The organism is Vibrio rotiferianus, from assembly GCF_002214395.1.
Lineage (GTDB): Bacteria > Pseudomonadota > Gammaproteobacteria > Enterobacterales > Vibrionaceae > Vibrio > Vibrio rotiferianus.
Genome location: NZ_CP018311.1, coordinates 1245771 through 1265129, shown reverse-complemented (window position 1 = coordinate 1265129; position 19359 = coordinate 1245771). Strand labels below are relative to the sequence as shown.

At 45.3% G+C, this 19359-nt stretch carries 15 protein-coding genes; 7 read left to right on the top strand and 8 right to left on the bottom strand.

The window, feature by feature from the left end; translation table 11 throughout:
* Positions 1-19 precede the first annotated feature (19 nt).
* The 3 genes from dgcN (at position 20) to fusA (ending at position 4356) form a co-directional block, all read left to right on the top strand.
* On the top strand, positions 20-1024 hold the full coding sequence (gene dgcN, locus BSZ04_RS05970) for an N-acetyltransferase DgcN (RefSeq protein WP_088879838.1): 1005 nt from the start codon (positions 20-22) through the stop codon (positions 1022-1024).
* 14 nt (positions 1025-1038) lie between these two features.
* The gene (gene dgcA / locus BSZ04_RS05965) at positions 1039-2025 is read left to right on the top strand and encodes an N-acetyl-D-Glu racemase DgcA (protein ID WP_088879837.1); all 987 of its coding nucleotides are present in this window, start codon (positions 1039-1041) and stop codon (positions 2023-2025) included.
* Positions 2026-2331: 306 nt separating this feature from the next.
* Complete coding sequence (fusA, locus tag BSZ04_RS05955) at positions 2332-4356, top strand: elongation factor G (RefSeq protein ID WP_088879836.1); 2025 nt, start codon at positions 2332-2334, stop codon at positions 4354-4356.
* Between the two features lie 108 nt (positions 4357-4464).
* Here fusA and BSZ04_RS05950 read toward each other — a convergent pair whose 3' ends face one another.
* The 3 genes from BSZ04_RS05950 to napG form a co-directional block, all read right to left on the bottom strand.
* Positions 4465-5646 carry an MFS transporter gene (locus BSZ04_RS05950; protein WP_088879835.1) on the bottom strand — a complete coding sequence of 394 codons (1182 nt, stop codon included), beginning with the start codon at positions 5644-5646 and terminating at the stop codon, positions 4465-4467.
* 168 nt (positions 5647-5814) lie between these two features.
* The gene (napH, locus tag BSZ04_RS05945; protein ID WP_038887451.1) at positions 5815-6669 is read right to left on the bottom strand and encodes a quinol dehydrogenase ferredoxin subunit NapH; all 855 of its coding nucleotides are present in this window, start codon (positions 6667-6669) and stop codon (positions 5815-5817) included.
* Positions 6669-7439, bottom strand: coding sequence for a ferredoxin-type protein NapG (gene napG / locus BSZ04_RS05940; RefSeq protein ID WP_088879834.1), 771 nt, complete (start codon positions 7437-7439; stop codon positions 6669-6671). Before napG ends, napH begins: the two co-directional genes overlap by 1 nt.
* A gap of 404 nt (positions 7440-7843) precedes the next feature.
* Here napG and BSZ04_RS05935 point away from each other — a divergent pair, with 404 nt between their 5' ends.
* Complete coding sequence (locus BSZ04_RS05935; RefSeq protein ID WP_010451010.1) at positions 7844-8344, top strand: GNAT family N-acetyltransferase; 501 nt, start codon at positions 7844-7846, stop codon at positions 8342-8344.
* Between the two features lie 61 nt (positions 8345-8405).
* Here the strand turns inward: BSZ04_RS05935 and BSZ04_RS05930 are convergent, their stop codons facing one another.
* Together BSZ04_RS05930 and BSZ04_RS05925 are read right to left on the bottom strand one after the other, a co-directional pair.
* Entirely contained in the window at positions 8406-9389 is a 984-nt protein-coding gene (locus BSZ04_RS05930) for a phosphotransferase (RefSeq protein WP_088879833.1), read from the bottom strand.
* Positions 9389-9664, bottom strand: a complete 276-nt coding sequence (locus BSZ04_RS05925; RefSeq protein ID WP_038887457.1) for a GNAT family N-acetyltransferase — start codon at positions 9662-9664, stop codon at positions 9389-9391. The genes BSZ04_RS05930 and BSZ04_RS05925 overlap by 1 nt, the downstream gene beginning before the upstream one ends.
* A gap of 127 nt (positions 9665-9791) precedes the next feature.
* Here BSZ04_RS05925 and BSZ04_RS05920 point away from each other — a divergent pair, with 127 nt between their 5' ends.
* Positions 9792-10535: a flagellar brake protein gene (locus BSZ04_RS05920; protein WP_038887458.1), complete on the top strand. Its 744-nt coding sequence runs from the start codon at positions 9792-9794 to the stop codon at positions 10533-10535.
* A 46-nt stretch (positions 10536-10581) separates the two neighbouring features.
* Here the strand turns inward: BSZ04_RS05920 and BSZ04_RS05915 are convergent, their stop codons facing one another.
* From BSZ04_RS05915 to BSZ04_RS05900, 3 genes are all read right to left on the bottom strand, one after another.
* Complete coding sequence (locus tag BSZ04_RS05915; RefSeq protein ID WP_088879832.1) at positions 10582-12210, bottom strand: methyl-accepting chemotaxis protein; 1629 nt, start codon at positions 12208-12210, stop codon at positions 10582-10584.
* A gap of 506 nt (positions 12211-12716) precedes the next feature.
* Complete coding sequence (locus BSZ04_RS05905; RefSeq protein WP_045391040.1) at positions 12717-14345, bottom strand: methyl-accepting chemotaxis protein; 1629 nt, start codon at positions 14343-14345, stop codon at positions 12717-12719.
* 225 nt (positions 14346-14570) lie between these two features.
* Positions 14571-16931 carry a Lon protease family protein gene (locus BSZ04_RS05900; RefSeq protein ID WP_010450984.1) on the bottom strand — a complete coding sequence of 787 codons (2361 nt, stop codon included), beginning with the start codon at positions 16929-16931 and terminating at the stop codon, positions 14571-14573.
* 197 nt (positions 16932-17128) lie between these two features.
* Here BSZ04_RS05900 and BSZ04_RS05895 point away from each other — a divergent pair, with 197 nt between their 5' ends.
* Positions 17129-17626: a hypothetical protein gene (locus tag BSZ04_RS05895; RefSeq protein ID WP_088879831.1), complete on the top strand. Its 498-nt coding sequence runs from the start codon at positions 17129-17131 to the stop codon at positions 17624-17626.
* Positions 17627-17705: 79 nt separating this feature from the next.
* Positions 17706-19337 (top strand): ABC transporter ATP-binding protein, encoded by a 1632-nt coding sequence (locus tag BSZ04_RS05890; protein ID WP_071234170.1) that lies wholly within the window; start codon positions 17706-17708, stop codon positions 19335-19337.
* Positions 19338-19359: the final 22 nt, after the last annotated feature.

Below are 19359 nucleotides of genomic sequence, written 5' to 3'. Positions count from 1 at the left end.
AATGAATAAGGGAACCATCATGCAAATCGCTCAACCTTACCTACTTTTTCTTGGCGACGTCACCGATCCACTCGCGGCAAAAACCGCGCGTGGTATTCATCAATGGCGCCCAGAGATTTGTTTAGGCCAGCTCCGTCTAACATCAGAAACTGTTTCCTTAGGTTTAACTGACATGACGCTGCAACAGGCTCAGCAGCAAGGCGCAAAAACGCTTGTCATCGGTACCGCAAACCCTGGTGGTGTAATTCCTGAATCATGGCAGGCGACGTTACTGGAAGCGGCGGAAATGGGGTTTGAAATTGCCTCGGGTATGCACCAACGTCTTTCGGAACTTGCACCTTTGAATGACTTGCAGCAACGTGGCTTAACCAAGTTACACGATGTACGCCATTATGATGAGCCACTTAAAGTGGGCAATGGAAATGCACGCTCGGGTAAACGCCTGCTTACTGTGGGTACTGACTGCTCGGTTGGCAAGATGTTCTCAGCCCTCGCGATCGAGAAAGCACTGCAACAATCTGGCTGTAGAGCCGAATTCAAAGCCACAGGTCAAACTGGCATCTTAGTCGCTGGCAGCGGTATTTCCATTGATGCGGTCGTCGCGGACTTTATCTCTGGCGCGGCTGAAACTATCAGCCCTGAGTTTACTGACCACGAATGGGACATCATTGAAGGACAAGGTTCGCTGTTTAATCCCTCTTTTGCGGGGGTGAGTTTAGGTTTGCTTCACGGCGCACAAGCAGACGCTTTGGTATTGTGTCACGAGATCGGGCGCCCACATATTCGCAACCTTCCTCACGCTAAATTGCCAACGATTGAGCAAACCATCGAGGCAAATTTGCAAGCAGCACGTTTAACTAACCCTAACGCACAACTTGTTGGGATCTGCTTGAATACCTCGGCAATCGATGAAGGTGGTGCCGCCCAGCTTTGCCGCGACTGGGCTGAGAAATACCAAGTGCCAGTGACCGATCCTGTCCGTTTTGGCGTCGAGCAAATTGCTCAACAGATTATTGCGATTTAAGGGTTGTAGACGCAATGAAAATTCATGTAGAGCCCGTCACCATTGCGATGGCGACACCTTTCCGTATCTCCCGTGGCAGTCGAACAGAATGTAATGTGGTGAGAGTGACCATAGAGCAGAGTGGCATCAGTGCCCAAGGTGAATGTACGCCATACCCACGTTACGGCGAGTCAGTGGAATCGGTTCTCAAAGCCATTTCTCAAACGGCTAATGAGCTACAAGCTCTGTTTACCCAAGGGGGCATTAACATTGCCTCCCTAAGAGAAAAGCTGCAAACCCTTCTCCCTGGTGGCGCTGCGCGTAATGCACTCGACTGCGCGATGTGGAACTTACAGGCCAAGCTAGCTGGCAAGCAACATGCTCAAGAATTGTTTGAGTTACCGACGTCGATTGTCACGGCGATGACCGTGTCGATTAACACACCAGAGGCGATGGCAAACCAGACCCGCAGTTACATCGAACAGGGCGCTAAATTGCTTAAAGTAAAGCTTGATGGCGAACAAGTGATTGAGCGTGTGCGCGCTGTTCGCGAAGCAGCTGGCGAGGCGATGATAGTGCTGGATGCAAACGAAGCGTGGCAAGATCTCGACTTAGGCGCCACTTTTGCTGCGCTAGAGCCACTGAATATTGCAATGATTGAGCAACCTTTGCCCTCGAGTGACGATGACAAGCTGAAAGACATTTTGCATCCTATTCCACTTTGTGCTGACGAAAGTTGTCATACACGTCAGCAATTGCATGAGTTAGTGGGTAAATACGAAATGGTCAACATCAAGCTCGACAAAACCGGAGGCTTGACTGAAGCCCTGCTGCTTGCAGAAGAGGCGAAACGCCTTGGCTTTACCTTGATGTCTGGCTGCATGCTAGGCACTTCATTAGCAATGCGTGCAGCGCTACCCATAGCGGCACAATCGAAAGTGGTCGACTTAGACGGCCCAGTCTTACTTGGTCAAGACGTCGACTCAGCTCTGGTTTATGAACAGGGTAAAATTATTCTCTAATGAGTAGGCGATCATCGCATTCCCCATTTCATGATCCAGATTAAAAAACAATCACTTCCAGCATGAAATAAGTCACATAAATTATACTGCTATTACGGCATGCTAGTGTTGTAGTAACCCCTTATCTTATTTCAGCAAGGTGGTGGTTGTATGTATAGAGTCATCCGAAAAATGACATGGAAGACGAAAAGGCGGTAAACCCGCCCTACTCCAATGCAGTTCATGGCCTGATATCAGGTTTGCTTTGGAATCGTTGATGTCTACAAAGACATGTTCGGTTTCGCAAGTCATTTGCAAGGAGGCTCTATGCCTATCAATAAGATCCGCAACGTCGCTTTTGTCGGTCAAACGGGTACCGGCAAAACCACTCTGATAGAAAAACTGCTCTACACCTGCCAAGCCACCAGCCATTTAGGTTGTGTGGAAAAAGGCGATACCGTCACCGATTTCGACCAACAATCCATCCAATATCAACACAGCATCGAAGCCACTCCAGTCACCCTCAGCTGGAACAAACACCGCCTCAATATCATCGACACTCCCGGACAGAGTGAACTGCTCGGACGCACGCTCAGCGTGTTCCCTGCCGTTGAAACTTCAGCGCTGATCATCGACCCACAAATGCCCATCAACCAAACTTCTGACCGTTTATTCGCCTTTGCCAAAGAGCAGCAAAAGTGCCAGATGATCATCATTAACAAGCTCGACAATCACGGTAACCAACTCGAGGCTGTGATGGAAAACATCATCGAGCATTTCGGCGATAACTGCTTACCGATCAACTTACCTGCTGCCGATGGTCAATCGGTTGTAGATTGCTACTTTGAGCCAGAAATCGAGCGCGAAACCTTACTTTCTCAAGTCGATGAAGCTCATGAAACCTTGATTGACCAAGTCATCGAAGTCGATGAAGAGTTGATGGAACTGTATCTCGAACAGGGTTCCGAACTGACACCAGAGCAGCTGCATGATCCATTTGAAGAAGCATTAAGAACCGGGCACGTGATCCCAATCTGCTTTGTGTCTTCCGAGACAGGCGCCGGGGTGGAACTGCTGCTCAGAACCCTAGCGGAAATCATGCCGATGCCAAATGAAGGTAACCCGCCACTGCTTGAGAAAAACGGTAAGAAGGTCAAAGTAAACTGTGAAACTCTAGAGCACAGTGTGGCGCATGTGTACAAAATAAGCGTCGACCCCTACATGGGCAAGCTCGCCTATTTACGTGTTTACCAAGGCGAAATCAACGCAGGCAGCCAGCTCTACATTGGTGAGAGCAACAAAGCATTTAAAGTCGGTCATCTCTACCAATTGCAAGGCAAAGATAGAACGGAAATCCCAAGAGCACTTGCTGGCGATTTCTGCGTACTGGCTAAAGTCGATGAGCTAGAGTTTGACTCCATTGTTCATGACTCTCATGAAGAAGATGGCGTACAACTCAAAACCCTCAACTTCCCGGACTCGATGTACTCGCTATGCCTCAAACCAGTCAAACGTGGGGACGAACAAAAACTCGGTGACGTACTGAACAAAATCGCCAGTGAAGATCCTTCTCTTCGAATCGAACATCGCGCACGCACTAATGAAACCATCATCAGTGGTCAGGGTGAATTCCATCTAAAAGTCGCGCTTGAGAAAATGTCTGCAGTCTACAAACTGGAAGTCGAAACCAGCCAACCAAGCGTTGAGTATTTTGAGACCATTACCAAGCCAGCAGAAGGTCACTACCGCCATAAAAAACAAAGCGGTGGCGCGGGACAGTTTGGCGAAGTACAACTAAAGGTGCGTCCACTTGAGCGTGGTTCAGGCTTTAAATTCATAAATAAAGTAGTGGGCGGCTCTATTCCGACTGCACTGATACCAGCCGTAGAAAAAGGCATTGTTCAAGCACTAGAAGAAGGAGCAATTTCTGGTAACCCAATCAAAGATGTGGAAGTCACGGTTTACGATGGGAAGTATCATTCGGTCGACTCAAAAGAAATCGCGTTTGTCATCGCCGGTAAGAAAGCCTTCTTAGATGCGATCAACAATGCAGATCCTATTGTGCTCGAACCGATTGTTCAAATGGAGCTTCACATTCCAACTGCGAATGTGGGTGATGTCTCCGGCGACCTATCTGGCAATCGTGGACTGATTGAAGGGACTGAACCAATCGATGCTAACTTCACCATGCTAAGAGCGAAATCTCCAGTGAACGAGTTACAAGATTACGCTCGTCGTCTACGATCAATTACTGGCGGTGAAGGCAGCTTTAACATGACGCTCAGCCACTACGAACCAGCGCCACCCGCGGTGCAAAAACAAGTATGTAGTGAATCGACACAGCAAAATTAACCCACCTTTTCACTAACAAAAAGCGCCACTTATTTGATCATAAGTGGCGCAAGTTTAATGAAAGTAGGTCTAACAACATCCGCTGTTCGACATTTTAAGTTCGAGGAATCAATTCCACCTTAAAACACGAGTCTCATTACCCTCTTGTGGCTTCACAGGAATATTCAAAGAAAGCAGTAAGCTTATCGCCGCCATACCTGCCCCGATGTAAAACACACTCGAGGGTGAAACCAACCAAATGACGCCAAAGGTTACCGGAATCACGACCGCGGCAATGTGGTTAATGGTAAACGCAACCCCCGCCGTTGAGGCCATATCCGCAGGATCAGCAATCTTTTGGAAATATGTTTTGATCGCGAGTGCTAAAGCAAAGAACAAGTGATCAATCACGTATAATGCCGCGGCCCACTCTGCCGTTTGCACTAAACCGTAACCTACGAAAACAAAAATCAAACCAACGTATTCAAACATCAGAGCTTTGCGCTCTCCAACAGCGCCGATAAAACGGCCTATACGCTTAGCAAATAGAAAGTTGAACAAGTAGTTGATTAAGAAGAGAAGCGTAATATCTGCTGCCGAGTAACCAAACTTCTCAACCATCAAGAAACCAGCAAAAACCGTAAAGATTTGGCGGCGAGCACCACTCATAAAAGTTAGGGCGTAATAAAGCCAGTAGCGCTTACGCAGAACCAGTTTTTTATTTTGAGGCACTTCTGTTTTGAATTCAGGGAAAGCAAAGGCCATGACGATGATCAAGACGAAACCGACACCACCAGCCAGCAGATAGACGGTTTTAAAATCTAACTTCAATTGCTCTAGCAATACCCAAATTGCACCATAGGTAAACAAAGAAGCAAGCGCGCCTACCGAGATAAACTTTCCTAGCATCTCAGGCGCTTCTTCTTTGGAAAGCCATTGCAAAGACAAAGATTGCTTTAACGTTTCGAAATAGTGGAAGCCAGTCGACATCAACAAGGTAGTAAAAAGAAGTCCAAACAAAGATGGGAAATAACCTGTGATTGCCGTACCCAGTGTCAGCATTGCAAGTGAGACCAACATAAATCGCTGCTCTCTAATAAATAACAATACAAACACTACTGTAAACGCCAGAAACCCAGGAATCTCACGAACACTTTGCAGCAGCCCGATATCTGCGCCATCAAAGTTGGCTTTTTCAATAACAAAGTTATTAAGCAACGCCATCCAAGTAGAGAAAGCAATCGGAACAATAATGGATATCAGTAGAAGAAAGTTTTGCGGCGTTCTCCAGTTTTTCGTTGGCGTGTTCATGGCGAGTCCTTAGAATATGAAGTCGCCATCATACTGCCAAATGTAACAAATTCGCAATATCATTATTACCTCTGCTAAAGAGCAAAAAGTACGCAACAATTTGTAGCGTACTTATTTGATCAGCAAAGAAGAAGAAGAAGCTGAGTGCTATCTAGAAAAACCAATGCCTTAATCGATATTTTTCACATTCAATCGGTTGTGGAATTCAAATACTTTTTCAGGGCAAACATCTATGCAACGACCGCAACTCATACAAGTTTGGTCCATTACACGTCGATCCCCCTCTTTGAGTGGTTGACGCAAAATGTCTGGCTCAGGGCAAACGTAATAACAGTCCATGCATTTAGTGCAGTCTTCTCGTCGAACAGCGGTGACACGCAATAAACTCTTGCTGCCAATGACACCATAGGTTGCACCTAATGGGCACAGGTGACCGCACCAGCCATGCTCTACCAACAATAAGTCCAATACAAATACGAGCAATATCAGTACCCAGCCCGCCCCCATTCCAAATACTAAACCACGGTGAAGAGCAGCAACAGGATCTAACCATGTCCACAGGACCGATCCAGAAATCGCACTACCTAGCATCAAGGCAGGGATCAACCAATAACGGATATTTGGCGACCAACGGTAGCTCGCTTTAAGGTTGAGTTTTCTCCTTAACCAAGCCGCTAAATCAGTCACCATATTCAATGGACACACCCAAGCACAGAAGGCTCGAGGAGCAAGAATTGCGTAAAACACCAACACAATCGCAACACCTAGCAAAGCGTTAAACTCAGGAACATGTCCTGTGGCCAGCGATTGAAGGACAATCAAAGGATCACTCAGCGGCACCGTATTAAGCAACATACTGGAAGACAAATTCCCTTGAAGAATGCCCCATGTCGGCCCGGCCATAAACAACACAATGATCATCAGCTGGCATAAACGACGCAGAATCAGGAAGCGATGCGCTCGCCACCAGCCCAATTTCTCGATAGCTTCTTTGCCTGCATCTTGCGCTAAGTTCTTGGCCATCATTGACCTCCTTTAAGCGACTCAAGCGCTCCACTTGGAACAGGGGTCTCTTCTGGCAACACGTTCTCTAACGGCTTATCGATTTCTTGCCAGCCAAAGTTGTAATGGCTACCGACTTTACCTTTTGCTAAATCAGTCGGCACCACTTTGATGGCAGCGACATCCAACACACAAGCTTGCTCGCACTTACCACAGCCAGTACACACTTCGGAGTTTACTGTCGGGATCAGTTTCGCGTGATAACCCGTACGGTCATTTCTAATGTATTCTAATGTAATCGCTTCATCGATTAACGGACAAACACGGTAACAGACATCACAACGCAAACCTTGCCAGTTAAGGCACGTCTCATGGTCGATGAGAACAGCCGTTCCCATGCGCGCATCGTCGATGTCGGTCAAATCATGATCCAACGCGCCACTAGGACACGCCACGACACAAGGAATGTCTTCGCACATTTCGCATGGAATATCGCGAGCGGTGAAGTAAGGCGAACCAGTCGCGACTGGGGATAATAAACTGGCAAGTTTTAAGGTATCGTAAGGACATGCCTGGACACATAAGCCACATCGAATACAGGCGGACTCGAAGTCGCCTTCTGGTAACGCGCCTGGCGGACGAATGGGTACACCTTTGGTTTCGCGGGCTTGGCTCTGCAATGACTGCAATCCAAGAACACACGCTGCTGCACCAACACCAGCCGCAGTTCGGGCAGTGTCACGCAAGAATCGACGTCGACCTTGCGAGACTTTTGACTGAGAGGATTTCATTATAGTTTTCCTCAAACACGCTCTAATTGCTCTTAAATAAGTTAAGCATAAATAGCGCTAAAAAGGCGTGCTCCCCATACCCCATAAGAGGTAACTCCAACCTGTCTTGATTAAAATCAACTCGTTGCAGATACCAACTTCACACTTTAATAAAAATGACCTTATTTCTAGAAATCAAAATTCACCATTATTCTCCATAAAGGTGAAGTTCCTTAGTACAAAAATTCAACGAAAAATCACTCTCATTAGTGTTTTCAATGATAATTCACTATAAAAAATGAAAGTTAGAGATTCATAACATACTAATTTAAAAGCCATTTGAAGAGTAAAGGCAAAAAATGCTATTCAAAGTAACGTTCTCTGGTTAGATTGAAGTTAATTCCAATAAACCTAAGGAGAGAAGCATGGAAATTATCGTCCGTCCAACCACTGTTGAAGACGCCGCTGCGCTAGTCGAAATTTATTCGCAACCAAAAGCACAACGTGAAACCCTGCAGCTCCCTAAGCCATCTCTCGCAATGTGGGTCGATCGGTTATCAAACATACCTGCCGGTGTGTATAGCTATGTCGCAGAAATCGATGGCAAGGTAGTGGGTAATATTGGGTTTCATCATTCACAGCGCCCGAGAACTTCGCACACTGCTTCATTTGGCATTGGTGTACATGACAACTTCCACGGCTTAGGCATCGGCAGCGCGCTGATCAGTACCGTAATTGAGTTAGCAGATAATTGGTTGAATGTAAGACGCATACATCTTGAAGTGAATGCCGATAACGAGGCTGCAATAGGCTTGTATAAGAAACACGGCTTTGAGATTGAAGGTGAGCTTATCGATGCCTCTTTCCGAGACGGTGAGTTTATTAACACCTACAGCATGGCCCGCATCAGAAAACCGAAAAATTAACCGCTATCCACCAGAACAAACCTCCCTCTTATTCGCTATTGAAATCCAGCGGGAGGTTTTTTTATTGCTTCAAGTCCAAATAGTCTAGCGCTCGTTTCGTTAACGATTCGGTATAAGGGTTTATTTTCCAGTGGCCAGGACTCCAACCTTTCACAAAGCGCTGAAAATCCGCCCATGCAACAGCAAACAACGGGCGCCATTCTTGCTCAACGGCTTCACCATCGAGTTGTGGTTGATAGTGATTCAGCGCATTCGTTAGTGCGGCAAAATAGGTATCCAGTACCCAAGATTCCATCTCCGCACACTCGCTCGGTTCTACTGCGCTACTCATAAACAAAGCAACATCTTTCATTGCACAGCCATGACCCACGTACTGAAAATCTACCGCAGCGACCGCCAAACCGTCATCGTTAAAACAAAAGTTTGCCAGTTTAGCATCACCATGTACCAAGGTTTGAAACTGAGCTTGACGCAAAATGCGATCAATTAACTCAGCATATCGCTTAAGCCTATCATCTTGCAGTACTGCGAGTTCATCTGGTCGTGTATCCAAATGCCAATACGTCCCCGTTTGCCATAACGCATCATGACGGCGACCAACATAACGAGCGTGAAAGTTAGCCAGCCATGCTAAGCAGGCTTGCATCTGAATTTTGCTTGCTTTCTTGACTACGTTTGGAAAACCCGCTTGAGAGAGGTCCTCCATTACAATCAACCACTCAGCTTCGTTTTGAAAACATTTAAGCCCTCGAGGGATCCGGCAGCGATCATCTACTGCTTGGCTAAAATCTTGATACCAACTGACTTCAACTTGGTAAGAATGCAACTTACGTTGATGTGAGCGATCGGTGTTCCAGCCTCGAGGATGCTCTGATGGTTTAGGAAGTTGGACATGTTTGACTACGACAGTTTGCTGAGGAAAAGTCAGTTTAACTAACTCACCGTAGCCACCCCATAGCGATTGGATCACAGTGACATGTTCAAGCTGACCTAGCTCTAATTCGTCACCGATGTTTTGATAGAGAGGATTGATCACTAACTCCATTAAGCCAGTAAGTGTGCCCATTGAGGATGCGTTGCCATGTATTTAATCACATAAGGACAAACAGGCACAACGCGATAACCTAATTCTTCTATTTTCGGCAATATCGCTTCCATCATTACGTTGCCATAACCTTGTCCTCGCAGTACTTCAGGTACCAAGGTAGACGTAATATGCATCTCTTTAGCCTTAAGCTCATAAACCACTTTCGCTTTATGGTCTTTCACCAAATCAACCCAAAAGATGGAATTTTCAGTGTCATGTGTCACTTTATGCATCTTTTACCCCCTATTTTTGGCAAACGTTTTATTGATTCAAACTATATCACTGCATAGAATTATTGCTACGTTTCGGCTTTGTAGCAAAACTTGCCGAAGCGCGTTACACCTAGGGACGAATATAATAATGAGAAATACGACGGCTAGTGGAAGGGACAATCGAGCAGCCCTTCATGAAAAGTCTGTACAACAGCGACAGGCAAGTACATTAAATAGTACCGATGCTATGGGGATGGTAGAACATGGTAGTGAAGTGACATTAAACGTCACCACACCAGTAGGAACTAAGTTTATTACTACTAGCCTTTTTATTGGTTGTCATTCCAACAATAGTGCATTGATAGAAATCCCCAATATCTCTGATGACGACCTTAAGTTCTATTTTCAAGAAGGTTTCTGGGTTAACGTGAAAGCACTATCGCATCGAGGCGAAGGTGCGATTATTCCTTTTAGAGCCCAAATAAAGCACCGTCTTGAAGAGCCATTTCCAGTATTAGTTTTGACCTTGCCAAACACGATGCAGGTGTATCAACTTCGCAAAGAAGTCCGTTATGAAGTAAACCTGCAAGCCAAAGTGCATCTTAATGACTATAAAACTGATTGTGAAATACGAGACCTTTCCAAGAGCGGTTGCCGTTTTATAACCTCGCCTATGAGCAGACAAATACAAGTTGGTGAAATGGTTTCTCTTAATATCGTTCTGGGTGAGCGAGGTCCGATGCTCGCGCCGTTGAAAGGAAAAGTGTGTAATTTACAAAAATCTACTCATTATGCTCGTTATGGCGTTCAATTTGACGACTTTGGTAAAGCCAACGCCAAAAATCTGCTGGGGCAACTGAAGTTTAACGGCACAAAACTTATGCTCAAATAGTGTCAAACTACCAATAAAAAATAAGGCGCCAATAGCGCCTTATTCTTTATATTTTAAAGAAACTCAATTGCTCTTTTTGCTTCTCTGCCAAAAGGGAAAGCTCACTACTCGCGGCCGCACTTTGGCTGATTCCTGCCACATTTTGGTTGACCAGCTCAGACATGTTCACCACGTTTCGGTTAATGTCTTGAGTGACTTGTGACTGTTGCTCAGCAGCCGTTGCGACTTGAGTATTCGAGTCATTAATATCTGCTACTGATTCCGTAATACCGACAAGTGCATGATTTGCTTGTTGGGCAAGCTCATTGTTTTTTGAAAGCATGTCTAGACTCACTTGCATGCTTTCATTCGCCAAACCAGACTGCGCTTGAAGCTCTTCAATGATAGATTGAATCTCTTCCGTTGATTTCTGAGTGCGCGCAGCAAGCATACGCACTTCATCCGCCACAACAGCAAATCCACGTCCAGATTCCCCTGCGCGTGCAGCTTCAATCGCCGCATTTAATGCCAGTAGGTTGGTCTGCTCAGAAACGCCTCGGATTACCTCAACCACATTGCTGATATGCTCAGATTGCGATTGTAGACGCTGCACAACTTGGGCTGCATCTGTTAGCACTTGTGACATGTGCTCACTGGCTTGCGCACTTTCTTTAAACACAGCAAGGCCTGACTTTGCTAACCCATCAGCTTCACGAGCTGTTGAATCAGCAGATGTTGCATTGCTACTAACATTGTCTGCTGTGCTAGCCAATTCATTAACAGCCGAGGCGACTTGCTCTATCTCGATTAGCTCTTGCTGCGCATTGGCTTCTGCTTGAGTCATCACCGCTGCCAGCTCAGTAGAGGCCGATGCAACTTCTTCACTAATCCGCATAAGCTGGTCAACAGTGCTACGCAATTGTTCCGCAGTTTGGTTGACATCTTTACTCAACATTGCCAACTCATTTTTACCATCAGACTCTGCTCGAGCATTCAGATTCCCTTGAGCTAACTCACGCATAACTCGTTGTAAGCTGACGATCGGTGTGACAATTTTTCCTGACAGAACCCAAGCGCATAACAGCGAGAATGCGAATACTGACAACACAATCATTGTCGCATTGCTCTGTACGCGTTGGCTCTCGGCTTCTGTCTGCTTCATACTTTCAGCAGCAACTTCATTGACACGTTTTGAAAGGGCATTCATTACTGCCACCATGTCATTGCCTGCTCGACGATAATTAGTGATTACAGCTTCTCGCTCAGCATTGGATAACAACCCTTGTTCAAAGCGCGACACCGTATCGATCACGTCGTGTGCATGCTTATTGTAAGCGTCCACTTTGTTCTTCATTACCATCGCTTGCTGGCGGTACGCTGGATTGGATGCAATTTGATTCAGCTCTTGATGGATGTCTTTAGATATAGATTTGAGCTCAGACACAAATGCCGATCTACGTTCTGGGATATACATGGCATAGATGCCACTAATTCGAAGGGGGTAAACCTGATTATCTATCGTTGCCAAAAGATCTTTGTAATGAATCACGGACTCGCTATTTTGAGTACTCTTCTCTAATTCAGCTTGTAAATCATTACGAGCAATACCTAGCGCAACCATTACTGCCAATGCGGTTGCCAAAACTGGCAGCAATACTTGCATTCTAACTGACAAGTTTTTTAATAAAGCCTGCATTTTCGCCTCAATATTAGGGTCTGTTGACCTTTTGCGGTTAAATTTTGTTCGAGATAAAAGCGTTTTAATCGCGGCGAGAGGTTTGTAGCCTAGTTATTCTAAGCAAAATCCTCTCAACAAAGAGTAAAACGCTTTTAGCCGAACCCTTCGGGCAGCGTTTGTGGCTCCTTTCTACTGCGTTATCGGCTTATCAGGTAGGGTAACTACATTTCAAAGCCTCTTCCTTGTATAAAGAACCCACAAACTGCTGCAAAAATCAGCTCAAAAGGTCAACAGACCCTAATGCATATTGTTTTATAAAAAGGGCAGGCATCGTATAGAAATGTACGTCAAGCGACTATCAAAATCCCACTATCGTCACGACAACAAAATTCTCTCACTAGCAAGAAGAAAGAAAATGGCTATGCCCAAATAACATTGAGGTGCTTGAGTATATTTTCCTAGATTCAAAAAAAATCCCCAAGCCAATGCTCGGGGATTTTTATTGTTGCTATCAACAACCGCTATTACAGTTTGAAGAAGCTTAGTTGCTCTTTCTGCTTCTCAGCTAAATGAGAAAGCTCTGTACTTGCACTTGCGCTCTGGCTAATACCAGCAACGTTTTGGTTTACTAGCTCCGACATATTCACCACATTACGGTTAATGTCTTGTGTTACTTGAGACTGTTCTTCAGCCGCTGTCGCTACTTGGGTATTTGAGTCATTAATGTTTGCTACCGACTCAGTAATACCGACAAGTGCGTCATTCGCTTGTTGCGTCAGTTCATTGTTTCGAGCCAGCATTTCTAGACTAACTTGCATGCTGTCATTCGCCAGACCCGACTGTGCTTGAAGCTCTTCGATAATCGATGAGATTTCTTGAGTTGAATCCTGAGTACGAGCTGCAAGCATACGCACTTCATCCGCAACAACAGCAAAGCCGCGACCAGATTCGCCAGCACGTGCTGCTTCAATCGCCGCGTTTAGTGCTAGCAGGTTCGTTTGCTCAGAAACGCCACGAATCACTTCAATCACATCGTTGATTTGTACTGACTGGTCTTTCAAGCGCATTACAACTTGTGCAGCGTCGTTTAGTGCTTGCGACATTTGTTCACTTGCTTGCGCGCTTTCTTGGAAGATTGCTAAGCCAGATTGTGCTAAGCCATCCGCTTCACGCGCTGTCGCGTCTGCTGAAGTCGCATTATCGCTTACGTTATTTGCTGTGCTTGCCAACTCGTTAACAGCAGAAGCAACCTGCTCGATTTCTGCTAGTTCTTGTTGAGCATTCGCTTCAGCTTGAGTCATAACTGCCGCTAGTTCTGTTGAAGCAGACGCAACCTCTTCACTAATGCGAGTCAAGTGGTCAACCGTATCGTGCAGTTGAGAAGCAGTCTGGTTTACGTCTTTGCTCAACTGAGAAATCTCGTTATCACCGTCAACGTCTGCACGCACTGAAAGGTCACCGCCTGCCAGCTTACGCATCACTTCTTGCAGTTTTTGAATTGGTGTAACGATCATTCCTGACAAGAACCAGGCACCGACAAGCGAGAATACAAATACTGATAGAACAGTGATCATCGCATTGTTTTGAACGCGAATGTTCTCACGGTTGCTGCTTGCTGTCGCTTCAGTCGCAATTTCGTTAACGCGTTGAGATAACGCATTGATGGTTGATACCATCTCGTTACCTACGCGGCGGTATTGAGAGATAAAGTTACGGTATTCGCTATCCGATACTTGGCCGCGATCATGGCGATTAAAGAACTCTACAGCACGAGTTGAGTAATCAACATAAGCTTCAATCCCTTTACGAACCTGAACGGCTTCTTTACGGAACGTTTCGCGGGCTTCGATCTTGTCTAGATCAGACTCAATCTCTTTCATACCTGCTTTTAACTCATTTAAGAAGCCATCTCGACGAGAAACGTCATAGATCGCGTAAACGGCACTGATGCGCAATGGGTAAACTTGGTCATCAATATGAGCAAGGGTATCTTTATAAAAGACAAGAGAATCTGAGTTTGAAGCGACAACTTCTTGCTCAGCTTGAAGGTTATTTTTTGTGATCCACAGTGCAATAAACAATGCGAATGCGGTAAAGAGTACAGGGACAAGTACCTGCGTTCGTACTGACAGATTTTTCAATGAAAACTGCATGATTAGCCTCGGATAGATTGGTCTTTGCTTCCATGCCTGTGGGATTATTCCCACATGAATAAACAACGCGCCAATATTAGAGGTAGATCACAATTTTGTCTAGGTAAAAGGCACATAATTTCATAAAGTTAGCGACAATATTCCGACATTCCGTCGGAATATTGTCGTTATTTTTATTTATGAAAAATTATGTCTTTATCTCAAAAGATATAGGAATTAATGCAGCTATTTTCGTAGAGAGTTCAGTTTCGCTTGAGCCAAACCGAATATCGTATCAATTGGATATGACCCTTCATCTGTTGGCTCACCAGCGGCTTTCCCTGTAAATAGCTCGATTGCTTCAGTGACGTGATCAATCGCCCAGATGTGGAAGTCTCCCTTCTCTACTGCTTTCACAATGTCAGAACGAAGCATCAAATTGTGCACATTCGAGCGTGGGATGATCACCCCTTGCCCAGCATGACGACCTTTGATTTCACACACATCATAGAAGCCTTCGATCTTCTCATTGACCCCACCGATAGGCTGCGCTTCTCCGAACTGGTTCATCGAACCTGTGATAGCGATGTCCTGACGGTTAGGTTGCTTCGAGAACGCCGATACTACAGCGCAGAACTCAGCCATGCTTGCACTATCACCATCAACGCCGCCATATGACTGCTCAAAGGTAATTGTCGTTGTCAGTGGAACACGTGCCGTCTTCCCAAACACAGACGACAAATAAGCCGATAGGATCATGACCCCTTTCGAGTGAATGCTGCCACCCAGATCCACACTACGCTCAATATCAATCACATCACCGTCACCGTAACAGGTTGTCGCTGTGATTCGATTTGGCGCACCAAACATGTGATCGCTGGTACTCAACACCGATAGAGCGTTCACTTGCCCGATGGCAGAGCCATCAGTGTGAATCAAGGTCGTTCCATTAACGAAGGTTTCCATCACGCTATCTTGCAAGCGGCTCACTCGCATTTCCTGATTGCTCAGCGCTTCTTCCACGTGTCCGATGCGAATCATGTTGGAGTTCGCTTGGCGAGCAACGTAGTTCGATTCTCGCAATAAGTTGGCGATATTCGCAGAGTGAAGTGAAAGCTTGGTTTGGTCACCAGACAATCGTGAGCTATACTCGATAATACGTGCGATGGCTTTCTTATCGCAATGGAGCATGTTGTTATCGTTTACCACACTAGAAATAAAACGAGCATATTGCAGCTCTGAATCCGGTGTGCGTTTCATCTCGTCTTCGAAGTCAGCGGTCACTCGGAATAGCTCACCAAACTCCGGATCATAGTGCTGCAGCAATTGATAAGTACGATAATCACCGAACAAAATGATCTTGATATCCAGAGGAATCGGTTCTGGATCTAACGACACTGCACCCGTTAATGTAACTTCCTTCTCTAGCGAGGTGAAACTTAGCTGGCGAGAACGAATTGCTCGTTTTAATCCATCCCACACATAAGGCTGCTCAAGCACCTTCTGTGCATCCATCAGTAGCACACCACCGTTTGCCTTATGCAGGCTTCCAGCTCGAATCAAAGAAAAATCGGTAAACACTGTACCTTTAAAGGTCGCAGTTTCAATTGAACCAAACAATGAATGGTAGTTAGGGTTTTCTTCAACAACGATTGGAAATTCAGTGTTGTTACGGCTGACCAGTACGTTCACTTTATAGCGACGTGGCAGTTTTTTATCCAACGACGCCGTTGCGATTTCACCTTGCTCACCACTCTGTTCAAGGAAAATGTCGGCGTTTTCAACAATATCTTTTTGCAGATCGGTTAAGTAAGTTTTGATTTCCGAATAATCAGCGTAATCAACTTTCAACTGTTTGATAAAGTGGGTGATCACGTCTAATGTCACGTCATCGTTCAGCTTCTTGATTTTTTCACTAAACGTCTCTTCCCACTCAGTCAGTTCACGTATCATATTACGCAAACTCACTTCTAGCTCATCAATGCTGCTGCTAAAGTACTCTTGTTCTTTTTTACTCAGCTCGTCGAACGATTCTTCGGTATGTAACTCTTCACCGTTCATCGCAACAAACTGATAGTCACCCTGAGTGGTGATAGTTAAGCTAATGCCTTTTTCTTTTGCTTCTTTACTAATGCTATCGAGCTCAAGTTGCTGTTTATTAGCCAACTGGTTCTTCAGGCGATCGGCACGGCTGTAGTACATCTCATTGTCAAATGCGAGGGGCAACGCGTTAAGTAATTTGCCCATCAACTTTTCAATGTCCGCTTTCAGCTTATTACCAATACCACATGGCAATTTGAGCACTTTCGGTATGCGAGTGTCTTCAAAGTTCGCGACATAACACCAATCGAACAGCGCTGCGTCATCATGCTGATGACGATTTAGATAACGCAAAATCATCGTGCGCTTACCTAGGCCATTCTGACCGATGGCGTAAATATTGTACCCTTTCTCCTTGATTGACATAGCAAACTCAACCGCTTTTTGTGCGCGTTCTTGGCCTACGATCTCATCAATTGGAGGTAATTCCTTGGTCGACTTACATGGCATATTTTCCAAATCAGCTGCTGAATACAGCTGTTTAGGTTCCAATCTTTGTACTGCCATACTTGCCTCCTTTTTCTTATTGTCTTTACCTCAGTGTAGAGATAATTTGTTTAAATTTAAGTGATTTATCTTCCACCGCAGTTCAATTGGACATTTTACGAACAGTTATACGCTTTCAAAATGAAAACAAGTCGCACTTGCAATTGATAATTAATTTCATTTAATATCTACTCAAATCGAATTTTGTGGAGACGAAGATGAATATTGAGCAATGCTGGATGCGCTACTTAAAAGCAGAGCAGCTAATGGAGCAAGGCCACTGGCCAGAAGCTCATCGCTTGTACGAAGATGTGCTCAGTCATTTACCAAGCCATATTCATTCTGCACTCGAAAACGAACAAACCAAGCCGTGTCAGTTCGTATGCTTAATTAGTGGTTTGCGCGACGCCAGCGTTGCGCAATCAGAAATACTCAACAAACTGGGACTTCAACAAGAAGCATTTTCAGCACTTAACCAATCTTATGCGTTGTTCCAGTTCTTGCAGCTAGAAAGCCATGATCTAATCAGTAGAGTCAGCCAATTGCTTAGCAAGCAGAGTGAAGATTTGTTAGCTCATATGGCTGCGTTTTGCTCTGCACAACGCAATGCGCAATGGATGATTGAACTTGATAATGTGACTCGCGCCCATGAGCAGTTCTTGTACTTGCAAGCCATGACTGCAGCAGAATCAGGCGTGATTCCACTATACAATTAAGCATCTCGGCATAGGAGTCTGCCGCGACAAAATTCGACAGCAATAAAAGTAATTACAACTCGATACACAAGGAAACGTGATGTCCACACAAACCATTCTTTCGGTGAGCAACCTGTCTGTCAGCTTTACGACAAACGATGGTATCGTCGATGCAGTAAAGAATGTTAGCTTTGATCTACAAGCTGGTGAAACACTGTCTATCGTAGGCGAGTCTGGTTCAGGCAAGTCGGTTTCAACCAATGCGTTGATGAAGCTGCTACCAGATAACGCTATTTTGCACTCCAACTCCTCTATCACTTTTGAAGGTGAATCGATTCTGGATAAATCTGAGCGCCAGATGCAAAGCATTCGTGGCGATCGCATTGGCATGATTTTCCAAGAGCCAATGACTTCTCTTAATCCATACATGCGCGTTGGAATTCAGGTAGCTGAGGCGATCATATGCCATCGCTCAGTGACTAAAAAACAAGCTAAAGCTAGAGTGCTCGAACTGTTTGATTTAGTGCATCTACCAAATCCCCAACAAGCGTACGATAAGTATCCACACGAGTTCTCAGGCGGTCAGCTGCAACGCATCATGATTGCGATGGCATTGATTAACGAGCCAGATATTCTTATCGCCGATGAGCCAACTACGGCGCTCGACGTGACCGTTCAAGCAGAAGTGCTTTACCTGATCAAAGAGATCCAAGCCAAAATGGGCATGGCAATTCTCTTCATTACTCATGATTTAGGTGTCGTGAAGCACTTTGCTGACCGAGTATTAGTGATGTGTAAAGGTGAAGTGGTCGAAGAAGGCATCACAGAAACGCTCTTCTCTGACCCTCAGCATGATTACACCAAGATGCTGATTAACTCGATTCCGAAAGGCAATAAAGACCCTATCGAAGAAGGTGCAACTGAGCTACTCAGAGCAGACGACATTCGTGTTAAGTTTCTTGTAAAACCTCACTTTATTGCGAGCAAAAATGAATACTTTGAAGCAGTGAAAGGGATCTCCTTAGAGTTAAAACAAGGTGAAACGCTTGGTATCGTTGGTGAGTCTGGTTCAGGCAAATCAACGCTTGGTCGTGCATTGATCGGATTGTTGCCGTCAACTGGTAAAATCCAGTTCAAAGGGCAAGACCTAGCGCTTCTGACTGATAAAGAACGCTTTGCACTGAAAAAAGATGTACAAATGGTCTTCCAAGACCCATATGGTTCACTTTCTCCACGTATGACAGTTGGTGAGATCATCACAGAGGGACTCACTGTACATCAACCTCAAATGAGCAAAGCGGAACGAATGCAAAAAGCTCGAGATGTGCTTCGTGAAGTGCGTCTCGACCCTGCATCCATTAATCGCTACCCGCATGAGTTTTCTGGTGGTCAGCGTCAGCGTATCGCCATAGCGCGCGCGCTGATCCTAGAGCCTTCTTTCATTCTGCTTGATGAACCAACATCGGCACTGGACCGCTCTGTTCAGTTAACGGTGATTGATTTGCTAAAAGATCTACAGAAGAAGCACAACATCGGCTACCTGTTTATCAGTCATGATCTTTCTGTAGTAAAAGCGCTCTCTGACCGTGTACTCGTGATGCAAAAGGGAGAAGTGATGGAGCAAGGCACAGCAGAAGAAATCTTCCATAATCCTAAGAGTGATTACACAAGAAAGCTGATTGATGCCTCATTTGATCTTGAAAACAATGAAAATCAACATGATGCTGCTTAAATTTATCACTGTTTCATATACA

Bases quoted from the DNA above. Each gene is read 5' to 3' on its own strand.
- BSZ04_RS05900 (WP_010450984.1), bottom strand. From the start codon at position 16,931: ATGGCAGTACAAAGATTGGAACCTAAACAGCTGTATTCAGCAGCTGAT.
- BSZ04_RS05905 (WP_045391040.1), bottom strand. From the start codon at position 14,345: ATGCAGTTTTCATTGAAAAATCTGTCAGTACGAACGCAGGTACTTGTC.
- BSZ04_RS05935 (WP_010451010.1), top strand. From the start codon at position 7,844: ATGGAAATTATCGTCCGTCCAACCACTGTTGAAGACGCCGCTGCGCTA.
- BSZ04_RS05920 (WP_038887458.1), top strand. From the start codon at position 9,792: ATGAGAAATACGACGGCTAGTGGAAGGGACAATCGAGCAGCCCTTCAT.
- dgcN (WP_088879838.1), top strand. From the start codon at position 20: ATGCAAATCGCTCAACCTTACCTACTTTTTCTTGGCGACGTCACCGAT.
- napG (WP_088879834.1), bottom strand. From the start codon at position 7,439: ATGAAATCCTCTCAGTCAAAAGTCTCGCAAGGTCGACGTCGATTCTTG.
- dgcA (WP_088879837.1), top strand. From the start codon at position 1,039: ATGAAAATTCATGTAGAGCCCGTCACCATTGCGATGGCGACACCTTTC.
- fusA (WP_088879836.1), top strand. From the start codon at position 2,332: ATGCCTATCAATAAGATCCGCAACGTCGCTTTTGTCGGTCAAACGGGT.
- BSZ04_RS05915 (WP_088879832.1), bottom strand. From the start codon at position 12,210: ATGCAGGCTTTATTAAAAAACTTGTCAGTTAGAATGCAAGTATTGCTG.
- BSZ04_RS05895 (WP_088879831.1), top strand. From the start codon at position 17,129: ATGAATATTGAGCAATGCTGGATGCGCTACTTAAAAGCAGAGCAGCTA.
- napH (WP_038887451.1), bottom strand. From the start codon at position 6,669: ATGGCCAAGAACTTAGCGCAAGATGCAGGCAAAGAAGCTATCGAGAAA.
- BSZ04_RS05950 (WP_088879835.1), bottom strand. From the start codon at position 5,646: ATGAACACGCCAACGAAAAACTGGAGAACGCCGCAAAACTTTCTTCTA.
- BSZ04_RS05930 (WP_088879833.1), bottom strand. From the start codon at position 9,389: ATGGAGTTAGTGATCAATCCTCTCTATCAAAACATCGGTGACGAATTA.
- BSZ04_RS05925 (WP_038887457.1), bottom strand. From the start codon at position 9,664: ATGCATAAAGTGACACATGACACTGAAAATTCCATCTTTTGGGTTGAT.
- BSZ04_RS05890 (WP_071234170.1), top strand. From the start codon at position 17,706: ATGTCCACACAAACCATTCTTTCGGTGAGCAACCTGTCTGTCAGCTTT.